Raw genomic sequence first — 17,056 nt, 5'->3', positions numbered from 1 at the left:
CGAGACCGGAGTCGAGGCGAAGACACAGTGACCACCACGCAGGACCCCTACGCCGGCTCGCGAGAGACCACCGAGGGGCGGGTCTACACCGTCACCGGTGGCGACTGGGACCAGACCTTCGGCGCCGACCCGCACGAGGAGGAGCGGCTCGTCGTCAACATGGGGCCGCAGCACCCCTCGACCCACGGGGTGCTCCGGCTGGTGCTCGACCTCGAGGGCGAGACGGTCACCAAGGCCCGCGTCGTCATCGGCTACCTGCACACCGGCATCGAGAAGACGACGGAGTACCGCACCTGGACCCAGGGCACGACCCTGGTCACGCGGATGGACTACCTCGCCCCGCTGTTCAACGAGACCGCCTACTGCCTGGCCGTGGAGAAGCTGCTCGGCATCGAGGCGCCGCCGCGGGCGCAGACCGTCCGGGTCCTGGTCATGGAGCTGAACCGGATCGCCTCGCACCTGGTCGGGCTGGCCACCTTCGGCATGGAGATGGGCGCCCTCACCGGGATGACGAACGGATTCCGGGAGCGCGAGCTGGTCCTCGACCTGCTCGAGGAGATCACCGGGCTGCGGATGAACCACGCCTACGTGCGCCCCGGCGGCCTCGCGCAGGACCTGCCCGAGGGCGTGGAGGGCCGGATCCGGGAGTTCCTGGAGGTCATGCCGGAGCGGATCACCGCCATGCACCGGCTGCTCACCGGCCAGCCGATCTGGCAGCGGCGGCTCAAGGACGTCGGCTTCCTCGACGTCACCGGCTGCCTGGCCCTGGGCGTCACCGGCCCGGTCCTCCGCTCCGCCGGCCTGCCGTGGGACCTGCGCAAGGTCGAGCCCTACTGCGGCTACGAGACCTACGACTTCGAGGTCCCGACCGCCGACACAGCCGATGCCTGGGGCCGCTACCTGGTCCGGGTCGCCGAGATCGGCGAGTCGCTGAAGATCGTCGAGCAGGCGCTGGACCGGCTGCGGCCGGGGCCGGTGATGGTCGAGGACAAGAAGATCGCCTGGCCCGCGCAGCTGTCCCTCGGCGCCGACGGGCTGGGCAACTCCCTCGACCACGTCCGGCACATCATGGGCCAGTCGATGGAGGCCCTGATCCACCACTTCAAGCTGGTCACCGAGGGCTTCCGGGTGCCGGCCGGCCAGGTCTACAGCGCCATCGAGTCCCCGCGCGGCGAGCTCGGCTACCACGTGGTCAGCGACGGCGGCACCCGCCCGTTCCGCGTCCACGTGCGCGACCCCAGCTTCACCAACCTGCAGGCGACCGCCGCGATGAGCGAGGGCGGCATGATCGCCGACGTCATCGCCGCGATCGCCTCCATCGACCCGGTCATGGGGGGCGTCGACAGATGAGTGCTCTGCCTGGTTCCTTCGAGGGGACGGCGGTCACCGGGCTGGACTCCAGCCCGGTGGAGCCCGCCGCGCCCGACTTGCCGCGGCTGACCGCGCAGCACGAGGCCGAGGCGCGTGAGCTGATGGCCCGCTACCCGCAGGCCCGGTCCGCGCTGCTGCCGATGCTGCACCTGGTCCAGTCGGTGCAGGGCTACGTCTCGCCCGAGGGCGTGGGCTTCTGCGCCCGGCTGCTCGGCCTGACCAAGGCCGAGGTCGGCGCGGTGGCGACCTTCTACACGATGTACAAGCGCCACCCGACCGGTCGGCACCTGGTCAGCGTCTGCACCAACACGCTGTGCGCCGTCCTCGGCGGGCAGCGCATCTACGACGCCGTCTCCGCTGACCTCGGTGTCGGCCACGACCAGACCGCCGCCGACGGCTCGGTCACCCTCGAGCACGCCGAGTGCCTGGCCGCCTGCGACTACGCGCCGGTGGTCACCGTCGACTACGAGTTCTACGACCAGCAGGACGTCGACAGCGCCCGGGAGCTGGTGGCCGCGCTGCGCCGCGGCGAGAAGCCGGCGCCCACCCGCGGCGCGGCGCTGACCGATTTTCGCGGCGTCTCCCGCCAGCTCGCCGGGCTCTCCCAGCACGCCGACCCCGCCGCGGCGCAGGCCGCCGTCGACGGGCCCTCGACCGGGGAGCCGACGCTGCGCGGGGTGCGGCTGGCCGCCGAGCGCGGCGAGACCGCGCCGCCGATGTCGGGCGCGCAGCCCGACGACGCGCCCGAGCCCGACGTCACCCCGGCCGGGACGACCGGGGAGACCCCCGCCCAGCAGGCGGCCGACACCGCGGTCGCCTCGGCGGACACCCCGGCCGAGCGCGCCGGCGCCGCCCAGCACCACCCCGACACCCCCGAGCCCGCCGGCCGGCAGCCGGCCGAGCGCGGTGCCGAGGGCACCGACCGGCCCGCCACCCAGGGCCAGGCCGGCTCGGGCACCTCCGTCGAGCGAGAGGTCTGACCATGCCGCTCACCCCCGTGCTCACCGCACGCTTCGCCGAGCCGCGCTCCTGGACGCTGGAGACCTACGAACGGCTCGACGGCTACCGCGCGCTGCGCCAGGCCCTGACGATGGCGCCGGACGAGGTGGTCGCCCTGGTCAAGGACTCCGGGCTGCGCGGCCGCGGCGGCGCCGGCTTCCCGACCGGCATGAAGTGGAGCTTCATCCCGCAGCCCAAGCCGGGGGAGACCCCGACCGGCCCGGCGGCGATGCCCAAGTACCTGGTGGTCAACGCCGACGAGGGCGAGCCGGGCACCTGCAAGGACGTGCCGCTGATGATGGCCGACCCGCACTCCCTGGTGGAGGGCGTGATCATCTCCGCCTACGCGGTGCGCTGCTCCTTCGCCGTCATCTACGTCCGGGGCGAGGCCGTGCACGCCCACCGCCGGGTGGTGGCCGCGGTCCAGGAGGCCTACGCCGCCGGCTACCTCGGCACCGACGTCCTGGGTTCGGGCTACGACCTGGAGCTGGTCGTGCACGCCGGCGCCGGCGCCTACATCTGCGGGGAGGAGACGGCGCTGCTGGACTCCCTCGAGGGCTACCGCGGCCAGCCCCGGCTCAAGCCGCCGTTCCCCGCCGTCGCCGGCCTCTACGGCGGCCCGACGGTGATCAACAACGTGGAGACGCTGGCCACCGTGCCCTACGTGATCCGCGGCGGCGCCGACTGGTTCAAGACGATGGGCCCGGAGAAGTCGCCCGGCCCGAAGATCTACTCGCTGTCCGGCCGCGTCGTCCGCCCCGGCCAGTACGAGGCCCCGATGGGGACGACGATGCGCGAGCTGCTGGAGATGGCCGGTGGCGTCCGGCCGGGCCACGAGCTCAAGTTCTGGACCCCGGGCGGCTCGTCGACGCCCTACTTCACCGCTGAGCACCTCGACGTCCCGCTCGACTTCGACTCGGTCGCCGCGGCCGGCTCGATGCTCGGCACCACCGCGCTGATGGTCTTCGACGAGACCGACTCGATCGTCGAGGCGACGCTGCGGTTCACCGAGTTCTACGCGCACGAGAGCTGCGGCAAGTGCACCCCGTGCAGGGAGGGCACCTACTGGCTGGTGCAGATCCTGGAGCGGCTGGTGCACGGGAACGGCCGCGCCGCCGACCTCGACCTGCTCACCGACACCTGCGACAACATCCTCGGCCGGTCGTTCTGCGCGCTCGGCGACGGCGCCACCAGCTGCATCGCCAGCTCGCTGAAGTACTTCAAGGACGACTACGTCGCCCTGCTGCCGCCCGAGGAGCAGGCCCGGCTCGGCCGGTCGCTCCGCCTCGAGCCCGTGGGAGCTGCCGCCTCATGACCATCACCCCCGCCGCCCCGCAGCCGGCGCCGGCCGCCCCGCCGGCCGTCCCCGGGCCGCACACCCCGCCGGACGCCGTGCACTGCACCATCGACGGCTTCCCGGTCGCGGTGCCCAAGGGCACGCTGATCATCCGGGCCGCCGAGCAGATCGGCGTGCAGATCCCCCGGTTCTGCGACCACCCGCTGCTCGACCCGATCGGCGCCTGCCGGCAGTGCCTGGTGGAGGTGGAGGGCCAGCGCAAGCCGGTCGCCTCCTGCACCACCCCGGTGACCCCGGACATGGTGGTGCACACCCAGCTGACCAGCGAGGTCGCCGACAAGGCGCAGCAGGGCACCATGGAGCTGCTGCTGGTCAACCACCCGCTGGACTGCCCGGTCTGCGACAAGGGCGGCGAGTGCCCGCTGCAGAACCAGGCGATGAGCAACGGGCGCTCCGAGACCCGGTTCGTGGAGACCAAGCGCACCTACCCCAAGCCGCTGCCGATCAGCTCGCAGGTGCTGCTGGACCGCGAGCGCTGCGTGCTCTGCGCCCGGTGCACCCGGTTCAGCCAGCAGGTGGCCGGCGACCCGTTCATCGAGCTGTTCGAGCGCGGTGCGCTGGAGCAGGTGGCGATCTACGAGGACGAGCCGTTCGAGTCCTACTTCTCCGGCAACACCACCCAGATCTGCCCGGTGGGCGCGCTCACCAGCGCCACCTACCGGTTCCGGTCCCGCCCGTTCGACCTGCGCAGCGAGCCCAGCGTCTGCGAGCACTGCGCCAGCGGCTGCGCCCAGCGCACCGACTACCGGCGCGGCTCGGTGATGCGCCGGCTCGCCGGCGAGGACCCGGCGGTCAACCAGGAGTGGAACTGCGACAAGGGCCGCTACGCCTTCCGCTACGCCACCAGCAACGAGCGGCTCACCACGCCGCTGGTGCGCGGGGCGGACGGCGAGCTGCACGAGGCCTCCTGGCCCGAGGCCTGGAGTGCGGCGGCCGCGGGCCTGGCGGCGGCCCGGTCGGCCGGCGGCGTCGGGGTGCTGCCCGGCGGCCGGCTCACCGTCGAGGACGCCTACGCCTACGCCAAGTTCGCCCGGGTCGCGCTCGGCACCAACGACGTCGACGCCCGGGCCCGCGCGCACTCCGCCGAGGAGCTCGCCTTCCTCGCCGCGCACGTCGCCGGCACCGCCCCGGGCGCCGGCGCGGTCACCTACGACGAGCTGACCGCCGCGCCCACCGTCCTGCTGGTCGGCTTCGAGCCCGAGGAGGAGTCGCCGATCGTCTTCCTGCGGCTGCGCCGGGCGGTCCGGACGGCGGGCATGCAGGTCCTCGACCTCGCCCCGTTCGCCACCCGCGCCGCGGAGAAGCTGCACGCCACGGTCGTGCCCACGGCGCCGGGGGAGGAGGCCCGGGTGCTCCGCGCGCTGGCCGCCAACCCGGTCGAGGGCCTGCTCGCCGACGCCGCGGTCGCGCTGTTCCGGCCCGGCGCGGTCGTCCTGGTCGGCGAGCGGCTCGCCGAGGTCCCCGGCGGCTTCTCCGCCGTGGCCGAGCTCGCCGCCGAGACCGGCGCCCGGGTGGCCTGGGTGCCGCGCCGGGCCGGGGAGCGCGGCGCGGTCGAGGTCGGCGCGCTGCCGGGCCTGCTGCCCGGCGGCCGGCTCGTCGGCAGCCCCGCGGACCGCGCCGCGGTCACCCAGCGGTGGGGCGTGGACCTCCCGGCCACGCCCGGCCGGGACACCACCGGCATCCTCGCCGCCGCCCGCGACGGCGCCCTGGGCGGGCTGCTCGTCGGCGGCGTCGACCCGGCCGACCTGCCCGACCCGGTGCTCGCCGAGCAGGCGCTGGCCGCCGCCGGGTTCGTGGTCAGCCTCGAGCTGTTCCCGAGCGCGGTCACCGCGCACGCCGACGTCGTCCTCCCGGTCGCCGCGGCGCCGGAGAAGGCGGGCAGCTACCTGGACTGGGAGGGGCGGGTGCGGCCCTTCGACGCCACCCTGCACGGCACCGGCCAGCTGACCGACGGCCGGGTGCTGGAGGGGATCGCCGAGCACCTCGGCGTGCCGCTGGGGCTCGCCACCGTGACCGACGCCCGCGCCGAGCTGATCGCCCTGGGCGCCGCCCCGCAGGCGCCCACCCCCACCGGCCTCGACGTGGCCCCGGTGCCGGCACCGGCGACCACCGGCGACGAGGCGGTGCTCGCCTCCTGGCGGCAGCTCCTCGACGTCGGCACCCTGCAGCGCGAGGAGCCGGCGATGGCCGGCACCGCCCGCCCGCCGGTGGCCCGGCTGGGCCGGGACGCCGCCGGCCGGCTCGGCCTGGCCGACGGCGACCTGCTCACCGTCACCGGTCCGGCCGGTGCGGTCACCCTGCCGGTCGCCGTGGTCGACATGCCGGACCGGGTCGTCTGGCTGCCGATGCGGTCGCCGGGCTGCGCCGTCCGGACCGACCTGTGCAGCGGCCCGGGCGCCGTCGTCCGGCTGTCCGCCGGGTCGCCGCCGCCGGCCGGTGCCACCGCCGTGTCCGGCCTGCGCGCGGGAGGTGCGGCGTGATCGACGTCCTCGCCGCCCGCGACCAGCCGACGCTCGAGGACTTCGGGCACGACGTCTGGTGGATCGTGCTGATCAAGATCCTCGGCGTCTTCGCCGTGCTCGTGGCCATGACGCTGTTCGCCATCGTCTTCGAGCGCAAGGTCGTCGCCCGGATGCAGCAGCGGATCGGCCCGAACCGGGTCGGCCCGCGCGGCTACCTGCAGAGCCTCGCCGACGGGCTGAAGCTGGCGTTCAAGGAGGACATCATGCCGGCGCTGGCCGACCGGCCGGTGTACTTCCTGGCCCCGGTCATCGCCACGATCCCGGCGTTCCTGGCCTTCTCGGTCATCCCGCTCGGCCCGACGGTCAGCATCTTCGGGGAGCGCACGCCGCTGCAGCTCACCGACGCCCCGATCGGCGTCCTGGTGGTGCTGGCCTGCTCGGCGATGGGCGTCTACGGCATCGTGCTGGCCGGCTGGGCGTCCGGCTCGACGTACCCGCTGCTCGGCGGGCTGCGCAGCGCCGCGCAGATGGTCAGCTACGAGATCGCGATGGGGTTGTCGATCGTCGCGGTGTTCCTCTACGCCGGGTCGATGTCCACCTCGGAGATCGTCGCGGCGCAGGCGGACGGCACGTCGCTGAGCGTCTTCGGGTTCGACCTCACCGGCCCGAGCTGGTTCGCCGTCCTGCTGCCGGTCTCGTTCGTCATCTACGTCGTCGCGGTCGTCGGGGAGACCAACCGGGCGCCCTTCGACCTGCCGGAGGCCGAGAGCGAGCTGGTCGGCGGGTTCCACACCGAGTACTCGTCGCTGAAGTTCGCGCTCTTCTTCCTGGCCGAGTACGTCAACATGGTCACCGTCTCCGCACTGGCCGCGACCCTGTTCCTGGGCGGCTGGCGGGCGCCCTGGCCGATCTCGATCTGGGACGGCGCGAACACCGGCTGGTGGCCGCTGCTGTGGTTCCTCGCCAAGGTCGTCGTCGCGCTCTTCGTCTTCATCTGGCTGCGCGGCACGCTGCCCCGGCTGCGGTACGACCAGTTCATGCGCTTCGGCTGGAAGGTGCTGGTGCCGACCGCGCTGGTCTGGATCCTCGTGGTCGCGACGATGCGCACGGTCAGCCGCGAGGCCGACCTCGACGGCGGGGAGGTCGCCGTCTTCGTCGGGGTGCCGATCGCGCTGGTCGTGCTGGCCGCGCTGCTCATCGCCTCGCGGGTCAGCAACCGCGACACCCGGGTCGCCGCCCGGGCCGCCGCGGCCGGGTCGGTGAACCCGACCGAACCCGAGGTCCTGCCCCCGAGCCGCAGCCGGGACCGCACCGCCGGCGGGTTCCCGGTGCCCCCGATGGACCTGCGGGTGCCCCCGTCGCCGCGGCTGCGCAGCCGCGAGGCGGTCGGCGCCGGCACGGTCGTCGGCACCGGACGGCGCAGCACCCTCACCGACCCCGCACCGACCGAGGAGGACGGCGATGTCTGAGCACACCCCCGCGCGGCGCGAGGGCGGTGCGAGCGCGTCCGGGGAGGTCGTCCGGCAGACCGGCGCACCGCCGACCCCGGCGGGCAAGCGCAGCAGCCGGCTCCCCGGGCCGGCGCAGGGCTTCGGCGTCACCTTCGCGACGATGTTCAAGAAGGTGACCACGGAGGAGTACCCCGAGGTCCCGAAGCAGACCAAGCCCCGGTACCACGGCCGGCACGTGCTCAACCGGCACCCCGACGGCCTGGAGAAGTGCGTGGGCTGCGAGCTGTGCGCCTGGGCCTGCCCCGCCGACGCCATCTACGTCGAGGGCGGCGACAACACCGAGGACGCCCGCTACTCCCCGGGTGAGCGCTACGGCCGCGTCTACCAGATCAACTACCTGCGCTGCATCTTCTGCGGGCTGTGCATCGAGGCCTGCCCGACCCGGTCGCTGACGATGAGCAACGACTTCGAGCTCGCCGACGACGACCGGCAGGCGCTGATCTACACCAAGGAGCAGCTGATGGCCCCGCTGCTGCCCGGGATGGAGCAGCCCCCGCACCCGATGCGGCTCGGCGACGACGAGAAGGACTACTACGTGCGCGACCCGCAGGCGGCGTCCCCGGCGCAGCAGGCGGCCGAGCCGGTGCTGGAGGAGCGGGCGTGAGCGTGCTGGCCGCCGCGGCCGACACCGGCGTGCAGATCGGCACCGGGGAGGCGATCGTCTTCTGGGTGCTCGGGCCGATCGCGCTGGCCGGGGCGCTGGGCATGGTGCTGTCGAAGAACGCCGTCCACTCGGCGTTGTGGCTGGTCAACACGATGCTCGCGCTGGGCGTGCTCTACGTTGTCCAGGAGGCGCCGTTCCTCGGCGCGGTGCAGATCATCGTCTACACCGGCGCGATCATGATCCTCTTCCTCTTCGTGCTGATGCTGGTCGGCCGGGACACCTCCGACTCGGTGGTGGAGACGCTGCGCGGCCAGCGGGTCGCCGCGATCGTGCTCGGCATCGGGTTCGCCGGCCTGGTCGGCGCCGGCATCGCCGAGGCCACCCAGGGCACCCCGGTGACCGGCCTGGAGGGCGTGCAGGGCGGCGCCGGGGGAGCGGCCGACGGCAACGTGCAGGCCATCGCCGAGCTGCTGTTCACCCGCTACCTGCTGGCCTTCGAGGTCACCAGCGCGCTGCTCATCACCGCCGCGGTGGGCGCGATGGTGCTCGCCCACACCGAGCGCGAGCCCGGCACCCGGCAGTCGCAGAAGGAGCTCTCCCGCGCCCGGTTCCTCTCCGGCGACCACCCGCAGACCCTGCCCGGCCCCGGCGTGTACGCCCGGGCCAACTCGATCGCCGCCCCGGGCCGGCTGCCCGACGGCAGCCCGGCGACGGCCAGCTTCAGCACCGGCGTCGAGCCGCAGGTGGTCGACGAGCTGCCGCCCACCGGCTCGACCGGCGCCGAGCGCGAGGGCCTGGGCCACGCCGGCGGCACCGACGCCGCCCTCGGCACGAACGCAGGGGGGCGGCCCTCGTGAGCCTCACCAACTACCTGGTGCTGGCGGCCGTCCTGTTCACCATCGGCGCCGTCGGCGTGCTGGTGCGGCGGAACGCGATCGTCGTCTTCATGTGCGTCGAGCTGATGCTCAACTCGGTGAACCTGACGCTGGTCACCTTCGCCCGCTCCACCGGCACCGTCGACGGCCAGCTCATCGCCTTCTTCGTGATGGTGGTGGCCGCAGCCGAGGTCGTGGTCGGCCTGGCGATCATCATGAGCGTCTACCGGACCCGCCGTTCGGCGTCGGTCGACGACGTCAACCTGCTGAAGTACTGAGCGGAGCCGGCTGATGGAGACCACCCCCGCGACCGGGATGCTCGCTGCCTCCTGGTTGCTCATCGCGCTGCCCCTGGCAGGGGCGGCGGTGCTGCTGCTCGGCGGCCGGCGCACCGACCGCTGGGGCCACCTGCTGGGCACCGGCACCGTCGTCGCCGCCTTCGTCGTCGGGCTGGTCTGCACCGTGCAGCTGGCCGGGCTGGACGAGCGGTCGGCCAGCGTCGACCTGTTCACGTTCATCCGCACCGGCAACCTCGACGTCGAGGCCGGGCTGCTGTTCGACCCGCTGTCGGCGGTCTTCGTCCTGCTGATCACCGGCGTGGGTGCGCTCATCCACGTCTACTCGATCGGCTACATGGCGCACGACCCCGCGCGCCGGCGGTTCTTCGCCTACCTGAACCTCTTCGTCGCGGCGATGCTGCTGCTGGTCCTCGGCAACAGCTACGTGGCCCTCTACGTCGGCTGGGAGGGCGTCGGGCTGGCGTCCTACCTGCTCATCGCCTTCTGGTACACCCGCCCGGCCGCGGCCACGGCGGCGAAGAAGGCCTTCATCATGAACCGGGTCGGCGACGTCGGGCTGGCGCTGGCGATCTTCCTGATGTTCGCCCAGCTCGGGACGACGTCCTACGCCGGTGTGTTCGGCCAGGTCGGGCTGCTGGCCGGCGGCACCGTCACCGCGATGGGGCTGCTGCTCCTGCTCGGCGCCTGCGGCAAGTCCGGCCAGTTCCCGCTGCAGGCCTGGCTGCCCGACGCGATGGAGGGCCCGACCCCGGTCTCCGCGCTCATCCACGCGGCGACCATGGTCACCGCCGGGGTCTACCTGATCGCCCGCAGCGCCCCGGTGTTCGACGAGACCGCCACCGCCCGCACCGTCGTCCTGGTCATCGGCGCGATCACCCTGATGATCGGCGCGATCGTCGGCTGCGCCTACGACGACATCAAGAAGGTGCTGGCGTACTCCACGGTCAGCCAGATCGGCTACATGTTCCTCGCCGTGGGGCTGGGCCCGGTCGGCTACGCCGCCGGCATCGCGCACCTGCTCGCGCACGGCTTCTTCAAGGCCGGGCTGTTCCTCGGCGCGGGGTCGGTCATGCACGCGATGAACGACTCGGTCGACATGCGCCGCTACGGCGGGCTGGCCCGGAAGCTGCCGATCACGTTCGTCACGTTCGGGCTGGGCTACCTGGCGCTGATCGGCTTCCCGCTGCTGTCGGGCTGGTGGACCAAGGACGCGATCATCGAGGCGGCCCTGAACCGCGGCGGCGCCTCCGGGTGGCTGCTCGGCGGGGTCGCCGTCCTGGGCGCCGGGCTCACCGCGTTCTACATGACCCGGCTGATGCTGATGACCTTCTTCGGCCGGGCCCGGTGGGAGGACGGCGTCCACCCGCACGAGTCGCCGCCGGTGATGACCGCGCCGATGGTGGTGCTGGCGGTCGGCTCGGTGCTCGCCGGCTTCGTGCTGGTGCAGGCGTTCCCCCTCGAGACGTGGCTGGCCCCGGTCTTCGGCGAGCCGGAGGAGGCGGCGCACGTCGTCGCCCCGCTGACCGTCGGGATCGTGGTGTTCGTCGTCATGGCGCTCGGCATCGGCGCGGCCTGGCTGTTCGTCGGCCGCCGGGAGGTGCCGCTCACCGCGCCGGCCCGGGTCTCGCCGGTCGTCGCCGCCGCCCGCCGCGGGCTGTACGCCGACGCGGTCAACGAGTCGGTGTTCATGCGCCCGGGCATGTGGCTGACCCGCGCGCTCGTCTGGCTGGACAACCGCGGCGTCGACGGCGTCGTGAACGGGACGGCGGCGGCCCTCGGTGGCTCGTCGTCCCGGCTGGGCCGCGCGCAGACCGGCTTCGTCCGCAGCTACGCCCTCGGCATGCTCGGCGGCGCGGTGCTGGTCGCCGGCGCACTGGTCGCGGTGACGACGGCATGACCGTCGTCGGCTCTGGAGAGGTGACCCGGTGAGCGACTTCCCGTTCCTGCTGGCGATGATCGCGGTGCCCGCGGCGGGGGCGGCCGTGCTCGCCGCCCTGCCGCCGACCCGGCAGGCGCTGGCCCGCGGGCTGGCCATGGCGGTGAGCCTGCTCGTGCTGCTGCTCGCGGTGCTGGCCACGGTCGCCTTCGACACCGGCGGTGACCGGTTCCAGCTCACCACCTCGGTCAGCTGGATCGCGGACTTCGGCGTCAGCTTCGCCCTCGGCGTCGACGGCATCGCCCTGGTGATGCTGCTGCTCCTGGCGGTGCTGGTGCCGGTCGTCATCGGCTCGTCCTGGGACGAGCGGGCCACCGGGAACCGCTCCATGCGCACCTACTGGGCCTGGCTGCTGCTGCTGGAGTCGATGATGGTGGGGGTCTTCGCCGCCACCGACGTCTTCCTGTTCTACGTCTTCTTCGAGGCGATGCTCATCCCGATGTACTTCCTGATCGGCAGCTTCGGCGGCCCGAACCGGCAGTACGCCGCGGTGAAGTTCTTCCTCTACAGCCTGCTCGGCGGGCTGGTCATGCTGGCCTCGGTCATCGGGCTGTACGTGGTGAGCAACTCCCAGCTCGGCGAGGGCACCTTCGCCTTCGACGCGCTGCGCCAGCTGGACATCGACCCGGGCGTGCAGAAGCTGCTGTTCCTCGGCTTCTTCGTCGCCTTCGCGATCAAGGCACCGCTGGTGCCCTTCCACACCTGGCTGCCCGACGCCGGTGCCGAGGCCCCCGTCGGCAGCGCCGTGCTGCTGGTCGGGGTGATGGACAAGGTGGGCACCTTCGGCTTCCTGCGCTACTGCCTGCCGCTGTTCCCCGACGCCTCGCGCGAGCTGGCCCCGCTGGTGCTGGTGCCCGCGGTGATCGGGGTGCTGTACGCCGCGCTGGTCGCGATGGGGCAGCAGGACATGAAGCGGCTGGTGTCCTACACGTCGGTCGCGCACTTCGGCTTCATCGCGGTCGGCATCTTCGCCTTCAGCACCGAGGCCGCCACCGGTGCGGTGCTGTACATGGTCAACCACGGCATCGCGACCGGCCTGCTGTTCCTCGTCGTGGGCATGGTCATCACCCGCGGTGGTTCCCGGCAGATCCGCGACTACGGCGGCCTGGCCGCGAAGGCGCCGCTGCTGGCCGGGGTGTTCCTGCTCGCCGGCCTGGCGTCGCTGGCGCTGCCGGGCACCAACAGCTTCGTCAGCGAGTTCCTCGTGCTCATCGGCTCGTTCCCGCGGGAGCCGGTGTTCACCATCCTGGCCACCACCGGCATCGTGCTGGCCGCGCTGTACGTGCTGCTCATGTACCAGCGGGTCTTCCACGGACCGCCGCGCGGGGTGCTGGCCCCGCCGCCGGACGACGCCCCGCCGCCGGACGACGCCCCGCCGCCGGACGACGCCGCGCCGGCCGACGGTGGGGGCAGCACCGCCGTCCTCACCGCGCCGGCGCCGGCCCGCACGTCGGTGCTGCGCGACCTCTCCCGCCGTGAGCTCGCCGTCGTGGCGCCGCTGGTGGCGCTGGTCATCGGGCTCGGCGTGTACCCGCAGCCGCTCATCGACCTGGTCCAGCCGGCGGTGCAGGCCACCATGAGCGACGTCGGCGCCGACCCCGCGGGCAGCGCCCCCGAAGCCCCCGGAGGGACCGACTGATGGGCTCGATCACCGCCCCCTCCCTGTCCTACACCGCGCTGGCGCCGCTGCTGTTCGTGTTCGGCGCCGCCGCGGTCGGGGTGCTGGTCGAGGCCTTCGCGCCGCGCGCCGTCCGGCACCCGGTGCAGGTGGCGATCGCGCTGGTCGGCACCCTCGGCGCGTTCGTCTCGACCGTGCTGCTGGCCGGCACGGAGACGGTGACCGCCGGCGGTGCGCTCGCGGTCGACGGCGCCGCGCTGTTCCTGCAGGGCACCATCGCCGTCCTCGGGGCGCTGTCGGTGCTGCTGTTCAGCGAGCGCGCGGTCGACCCGGCGCGCTCGGCCTTCGTCGCCGTGGCCGCGGTGCCCGCCGGCAGCGTGCGCGACCGCGAGCTGGCGACCTCGACCCGGGTGCAGACCGAGGTCTACCCGCTGGCGAGCTTCGCCCTCGGCGGGATGATGCTGTTCACCGCCTCCAACGACCTGCTCATCATGTTCGTCGCGCTCGAGGTGCTCAGCCTGCCGCTGTACCTGCTCTCCGGGCTGGCCCGGCGGCGCCGGCTGCTGTCCCAGGAGGCCGCGGTCAAGTACTTCCTGCTCGGCGCCTTCGCCTCCGCCTTCTTCCTGTACGGGCTGGCGCTGGTCTACGGCGCCACCGGCAGCGTGCGGCTCAGCGCCATCCGCGAAGCCGCGGTCACCGAGGGCGGGGACACCCTCATGGTGCTCGGCCTGGCCCTGCTGGTGGTCGGGCTGATGTTCAAGGCCAGCGTCGCGCCCTTCCACACCTGGACGCCGGACGTCTACCAGGGCGCCCCCACGGCGGTCACCGCGTTCATGGCCGCCGCCACCAAGGTCGCCGCGTTCGGGGCCGTGCTGCGCCTGCTGTACGTCGCCTTCGGCACCGCCGACTGGACCTGGCGGCCGCTGATCTACGGCCTGGCGATCGTGTCGATGCTGGTCGGCGCCGTGCTCGGGCTCACCCAGACCGACCTCAAGCGGATGCTCGCCTACTCCTCGATCGCGCACGCCGGCTTCCTGCTCACCGGCGTGATCGGGCTCGGCCCCGGCGACAGCGGGTACGGCCTGGCCGCCACGATGTTCTACCTGCTCACCTACGGCCTGACCACGCTCGGCGCCTTCGGGCTGCTCACCCTCGTCCGGGACGGCGACGGCGAGGCCACGCACCTGTCGCAGTGGGCCGGTCTCGCGCAGCGCTCCCCGGTCGTCGCCGCGCTGATGACCTTCCTGCTGCTGGCCCTGGCCGGGATCCCGCTCACCAGCGGCTTCACCGCCAAGTTCGCCGTCTTCCGGGCGGCGATCGAGGACGGCGCGTGGCCGCTGGTGGTCATCGCGCTGGTGGCGAGCGCGATCGCGGCGTTCTTCTACCTGCGGGTCGTCGTCCTCATGTACTTCTCGCCGGCGGCGCCGGACGGTCCCACCGTCGGCGTGCCCGGGCTCCCCACCACCATCGTGCTGGCGATCACCGCGGCGGCCACGCTGGTGCTCGGCATCCTCCCGGGAGCGGTGCTGGACCTGGCCGAGCAGGCCGCCGTCCTGGTCGGCTGAGCCGCCCGCCCGGAGGTCGTCGGCGAGGCGTCCGCGCGACGGGCTGTATCTTCAGCGGTTGATGACCGGAGCCGGCACGACCAGCCCCCTGGCCCGTGGACGCAGAGACCACCAGGAGTCCCCGTTGTGGCACCGGCCTTCCACGCCCGCCTCGTCCGTGGGGCCGTGGCTGCCCGACGGTGAGCTGGGCACGGTCATGGCCGAGGGCCTGGCCCGGGTCGAGGACGCGCTGGGCACCGCGGTGGCCAGCGACCACGCGTTCGTCAGCGAGGCGGCCGGCCACCTGATGTCGGCGGGCGGCAAGCGGTTCCGGCCGATGCTCGCGCTGCTGGCCGCCCAGCTGGGCGACGGCACCGCCGCCGAGGTCGTCGACGCCGCCGTGGTGTGCGAGCTCACCCACCTGGCCACGCTGTACCACGACGACGTGATGGACGAGGCGTCCGTGCGCCGCGGCGCCCCCAGCGCGAACAGCCGGTGGAGCAACAGCGTCGCCATCCTCACCGGCGACTTCCTCTTCGCCCGGGCGTCGGACCTGCTCGCCGACCTCGGTCCCGACGCGGTGCGCATCCAGGCGAAGACCTTCGAGCGGCTGGTCACCGGCCAGCTGCGGGAGACCGTCGGGGCCCAGCCGGGCGAGGACCCGGTCGACCACTACCTCGCCGTGCTGGCCGACAAGACCGGCTCGCTGGTGGCCACCTCGGCCCGGTTCGGCGCGACCTTCGCCGGCGTCGACGCCGCGCTGGTCACCGCGCTCACCGCGTTCGGCGAGGAGGTCGGCGTGGCCTTCCAGCTCTCCGACGACCTGATCGACATCGTCAGCGAGGGCGGGGCCTCCGGGAAGTCGCCGGGCACCGACCTGCGGGAGGGCATCGCCACCCTGCCGGTGCTGTTCGCCCTCGCCGGTGACGACCCGGCCGAGGCGCGGCTGCGCGAGCTCGTCGCCGGGCCGGTCGTCGACGAGGCCGAGCACGCCGAGGCCCTCGAGCTGCTGCGCCGGTCGCAGTCGCTGGCCCGGGCCACCGCCGTGCTGGGCGACTACGCCGACCGGGCCCGTGCCCGGCTGGACGCCGTCCCGGACGGCCCGGTGCGCGACGCGCTGGCCGCGCTCTGCACCTACGTGGTCACCCGCACCAGCTGATCGGATCGCGCACGACCCGGTGGAGCGCGATGCGCCGCCGGCGGGGATGCTGGGGGGCATGCGACGCGCCCCGGTGACCGTCGGCGCGCTGGTCGCCGCAATGCTCCTCGCCGGTTGCGGCAGCGACCTCCCCGGTGCCGAGGGCGACGAGGCGGCCACCGACGTCCCGGACAGCGCGCAGGCGTCGTCGTCGGCGGGCGTCCCGGCGCTCGACGTGCAGGTGCTCGCCGACGGCCTGGACCACCCGTGGGACGTGGCGCAGGCGCCGGACGGGACGCTGCTGGTCGACGAGCGCGGGGGCGGCTTCACCGCCGTCCGGCCCGACGGCGCCGTCCGGTCGGTCGACGCCGACCTCGACGACCTGTTCGCCACCGGTGAGACGGGCCTCATGGGCCTGGTCCTCGACCCCGCCTTCGCCGACAACCGGCGGTTCTACACCTGCCAGGGCGTCGAGGAGGACGGCGACGCGGAGATCCAGGTGATCGCCTGGACCGTCGACGAGGGCTGGACGGCGGCCACCCGGGTCGCCGACCCGCTGCTCGGCGGCATCCCGGTCAACGAGGGCAGCGGCCGGCACGGCGGCTGCCGTCCGCGGTTCGACCCCACCGGCCAGCTCCTCGTCGGCACCGGCGACAACGCGGTGGGCAGCAACCCGCAGGACCTCGGCACGCTGGCCGGCAAGGTGCTGCGGATCGACCCGCAGACCGGGCAGCCGTCGGCCGGCAACCCCTTCCTGGACGCCGAGGATCCGACGACCCGGCTGATCTGGAGCTACGGGCACCGCAACGTCCAGGGCATCGCGACCCAGCCGGGGACGCAGCAGGTGTACACGGTCGAGCAGGGCACCGACCGCGACGACGAGGTCAACCGGTCGGTCGCCGGCGGTGACTACGGCTACGACCCGGACGGCGCACCCGCCGGCCCGGAGGGCAGCTACGACGAGAGCGTGCCGATGACCGACCCGGACATCCCGGGCGCCATCGAAGCCGTCTGGTCCTCCGGCGACCCGACGATCGCCACCAGCGGCGCGACCTTCCTCGACGGCGACGCGTGGGGCGGCTACGCCGGCGTGCTGCTGGTGGGCGTGCAGAAGGACACCGGGGTGCTCGGGCTGCGCGTCGACGACTCCGGGCAGCTGGTCGAGCAGTTCCGGGTGCCCGAGCTGGAGGACTCCTACGGCCGCGTCCGCTCCCCGGTGCAGGGCGCGGACGGCGCGCTGTACCTGACCACCGACAACGGCGACGGCGAGGACCAGCTGCTCAAGGTGACGCCGCAGGTCTGATGTCCCGGCCCCCTCCAGGGCACCGCCCCGAGCCTGCGA

At 73.6% G+C, this 17,056-nt stretch carries 13 protein-coding genes; all 13 read left to right on the top strand.

Annotated elements, in window-relative coordinates; all coding sequences use genetic code 11:
* Positions 1 to 27 precede the first annotated feature (27 nt).
* On the top strand, positions 28 to 1,350 hold the full coding sequence (locus MODMU_RS23545) for an NADH-quinone oxidoreductase subunit D (RefSeq protein WP_014742904.1): 1,323 nt from the start codon (positions 28 to 30) through the stop codon (positions 1,348 to 1,350).
* Entirely contained in the window at positions 1,347 to 2,351 is a 1,005-nt protein-coding gene (nuoE, locus tag MODMU_RS23540; protein ID WP_014742903.1) for an NADH-quinone oxidoreductase subunit NuoE, read from the top strand. Before MODMU_RS23545 ends, nuoE begins: the two co-directional genes overlap by 4 nt.
* A gap of 2 nt (positions 2,352 to 2,353) precedes the next feature.
* A complete protein-coding gene (nuoF, locus tag MODMU_RS23535; RefSeq protein ID WP_014742902.1) occupies positions 2,354 to 3,685 on the top strand; it encodes an NADH-quinone oxidoreductase subunit NuoF in 1,332 nt (443 codons plus the stop codon).
* Positions 3,682 to 6,207: an NADH-quinone oxidoreductase subunit G gene (locus MODMU_RS23530; protein ID WP_014742901.1), complete on the top strand. Its 2,526-nt coding sequence runs from the start codon at positions 3,682 to 3,684 to the stop codon at positions 6,205 to 6,207. The genes nuoF and MODMU_RS23530 overlap by 4 nt, the downstream gene beginning before the upstream one ends.
* A complete protein-coding gene (gene nuoH / locus MODMU_RS23525) occupies positions 6,204 to 7,658 on the top strand; it encodes an NADH-quinone oxidoreductase subunit NuoH (RefSeq protein WP_014742900.1) in 1,455 nt (484 codons plus the stop codon). The genes MODMU_RS23530 and nuoH overlap by 4 nt, the downstream gene beginning before the upstream one ends.
* Complete coding sequence (gene nuoI, locus MODMU_RS23520; RefSeq protein WP_014742899.1) at positions 7,651 to 8,304, top strand: NADH-quinone oxidoreductase subunit NuoI; 654 nt, start codon at positions 7,651 to 7,653, stop codon at positions 8,302 to 8,304. The genes nuoH and nuoI overlap by 8 nt, the downstream gene beginning before the upstream one ends.
* The gene (locus tag MODMU_RS23515; RefSeq protein ID WP_014742898.1) at positions 8,301 to 9,161 is read left to right on the top strand and encodes an NADH-quinone oxidoreductase subunit J; all 861 of its coding nucleotides are present in this window, start codon (positions 8,301 to 8,303) and stop codon (positions 9,159 to 9,161) included. Before nuoI ends, MODMU_RS23515 begins: the two co-directional genes overlap by 4 nt.
* Positions 9,158 to 9,457 (top strand): NADH-quinone oxidoreductase subunit NuoK, encoded by a 300-nt coding sequence (nuoK, locus tag MODMU_RS23510; protein ID WP_014742897.1) that lies wholly within the window; start codon positions 9,158 to 9,160, stop codon positions 9,455 to 9,457. Before MODMU_RS23515 ends, nuoK begins: the two co-directional genes overlap by 4 nt.
* A 13-nt stretch (positions 9,458 to 9,470) precedes the next feature.
* Positions 9,471 to 11,375, top strand: coding sequence for an NADH-quinone oxidoreductase subunit L (nuoL, locus tag MODMU_RS23505; RefSeq protein ID WP_014742896.1), 1,905 nt, complete (start codon positions 9,471 to 9,473; stop codon positions 11,373 to 11,375).
* Between the two features lie 28 nt (positions 11,376 to 11,403).
* Complete coding sequence (locus MODMU_RS23500; protein ID WP_014742895.1) at positions 11,404 to 13,053, top strand: NADH-quinone oxidoreductase subunit M; 1,650 nt, start codon at positions 11,404 to 11,406, stop codon at positions 13,051 to 13,053.
* Positions 13,053 to 14,597 carry an NADH-quinone oxidoreductase subunit NuoN gene (gene nuoN / locus MODMU_RS23495; protein ID WP_014742894.1) on the top strand — a complete coding sequence of 515 codons (1,545 nt, stop codon included), beginning with the start codon at positions 13,053 to 13,055 and terminating at the stop codon, positions 14,595 to 14,597. Before MODMU_RS23500 ends, nuoN begins: the two co-directional genes overlap by 1 nt.
* Positions 14,598 to 14,754: 157 nt before the next feature.
* Positions 14,755 to 15,735, top strand: coding sequence for a polyprenyl synthetase family protein (locus tag MODMU_RS23490; protein ID WP_014742893.1), 981 nt, complete (start codon positions 14,755 to 14,757; stop codon positions 15,733 to 15,735).
* A gap of 58 nt (positions 15,736 to 15,793) precedes the next feature.
* On the top strand, positions 15,794 to 17,017 hold the full coding sequence (locus MODMU_RS23485) for a PQQ-dependent sugar dehydrogenase (protein WP_014742892.1): 1,224 nt from the start codon (positions 15,794 to 15,796) through the stop codon (positions 17,015 to 17,017).
* Positions 17,018 to 17,056 lie beyond the last annotated feature (39 nt).

Origin of the sequence: Modestobacter italicus, assembly GCF_000306785.1 — a bacterium.
Taxonomy (GTDB): domain Bacteria; phylum Actinomycetota; class Actinomycetes; order Mycobacteriales; family Geodermatophilaceae; genus Modestobacter; species Modestobacter italicus.
The sequence above is the reverse complement of the archived record's forward strand: the minus strand, read 5'-3'. Positions and strand labels throughout refer to the sequence as shown.

Excerpts from the sequence above, each read along its gene's own strand:
- nuoL (WP_014742896.1), top strand. The coding sequence starts at position 9,471 with ATGGAGACCACCCCCGCGACCGGGATGCTCGCTGCCTCCTGGTTGCTC.
- nuoF (WP_014742902.1), top strand. The coding sequence starts at position 2,354 with ATGCCGCTCACCCCCGTGCTCACCGCACGCTTCGCCGAGCCGCGCTCC.
- MODMU_RS23530 (WP_014742901.1), top strand. The coding sequence starts at position 3,682 with ATGACCATCACCCCCGCCGCCCCGCAGCCGGCGCCGGCCGCCCCGCCG.
- nuoN (WP_014742894.1), top strand. The coding sequence starts at position 13,053 with ATGGGCTCGATCACCGCCCCCTCCCTGTCCTACACCGCGCTGGCGCCG.
- MODMU_RS23485 (WP_014742892.1), top strand. The coding sequence starts at position 15,794 with ATGCGACGCGCCCCGGTGACCGTCGGCGCGCTGGTCGCCGCAATGCTC.
- nuoE (WP_014742903.1), top strand. The coding sequence starts at position 1,347 with ATGAGTGCTCTGCCTGGTTCCTTCGAGGGGACGGCGGTCACCGGGCTG.
- nuoI (WP_014742899.1), top strand. The coding sequence starts at position 7,651 with ATGTCTGAGCACACCCCCGCGCGGCGCGAGGGCGGTGCGAGCGCGTCC.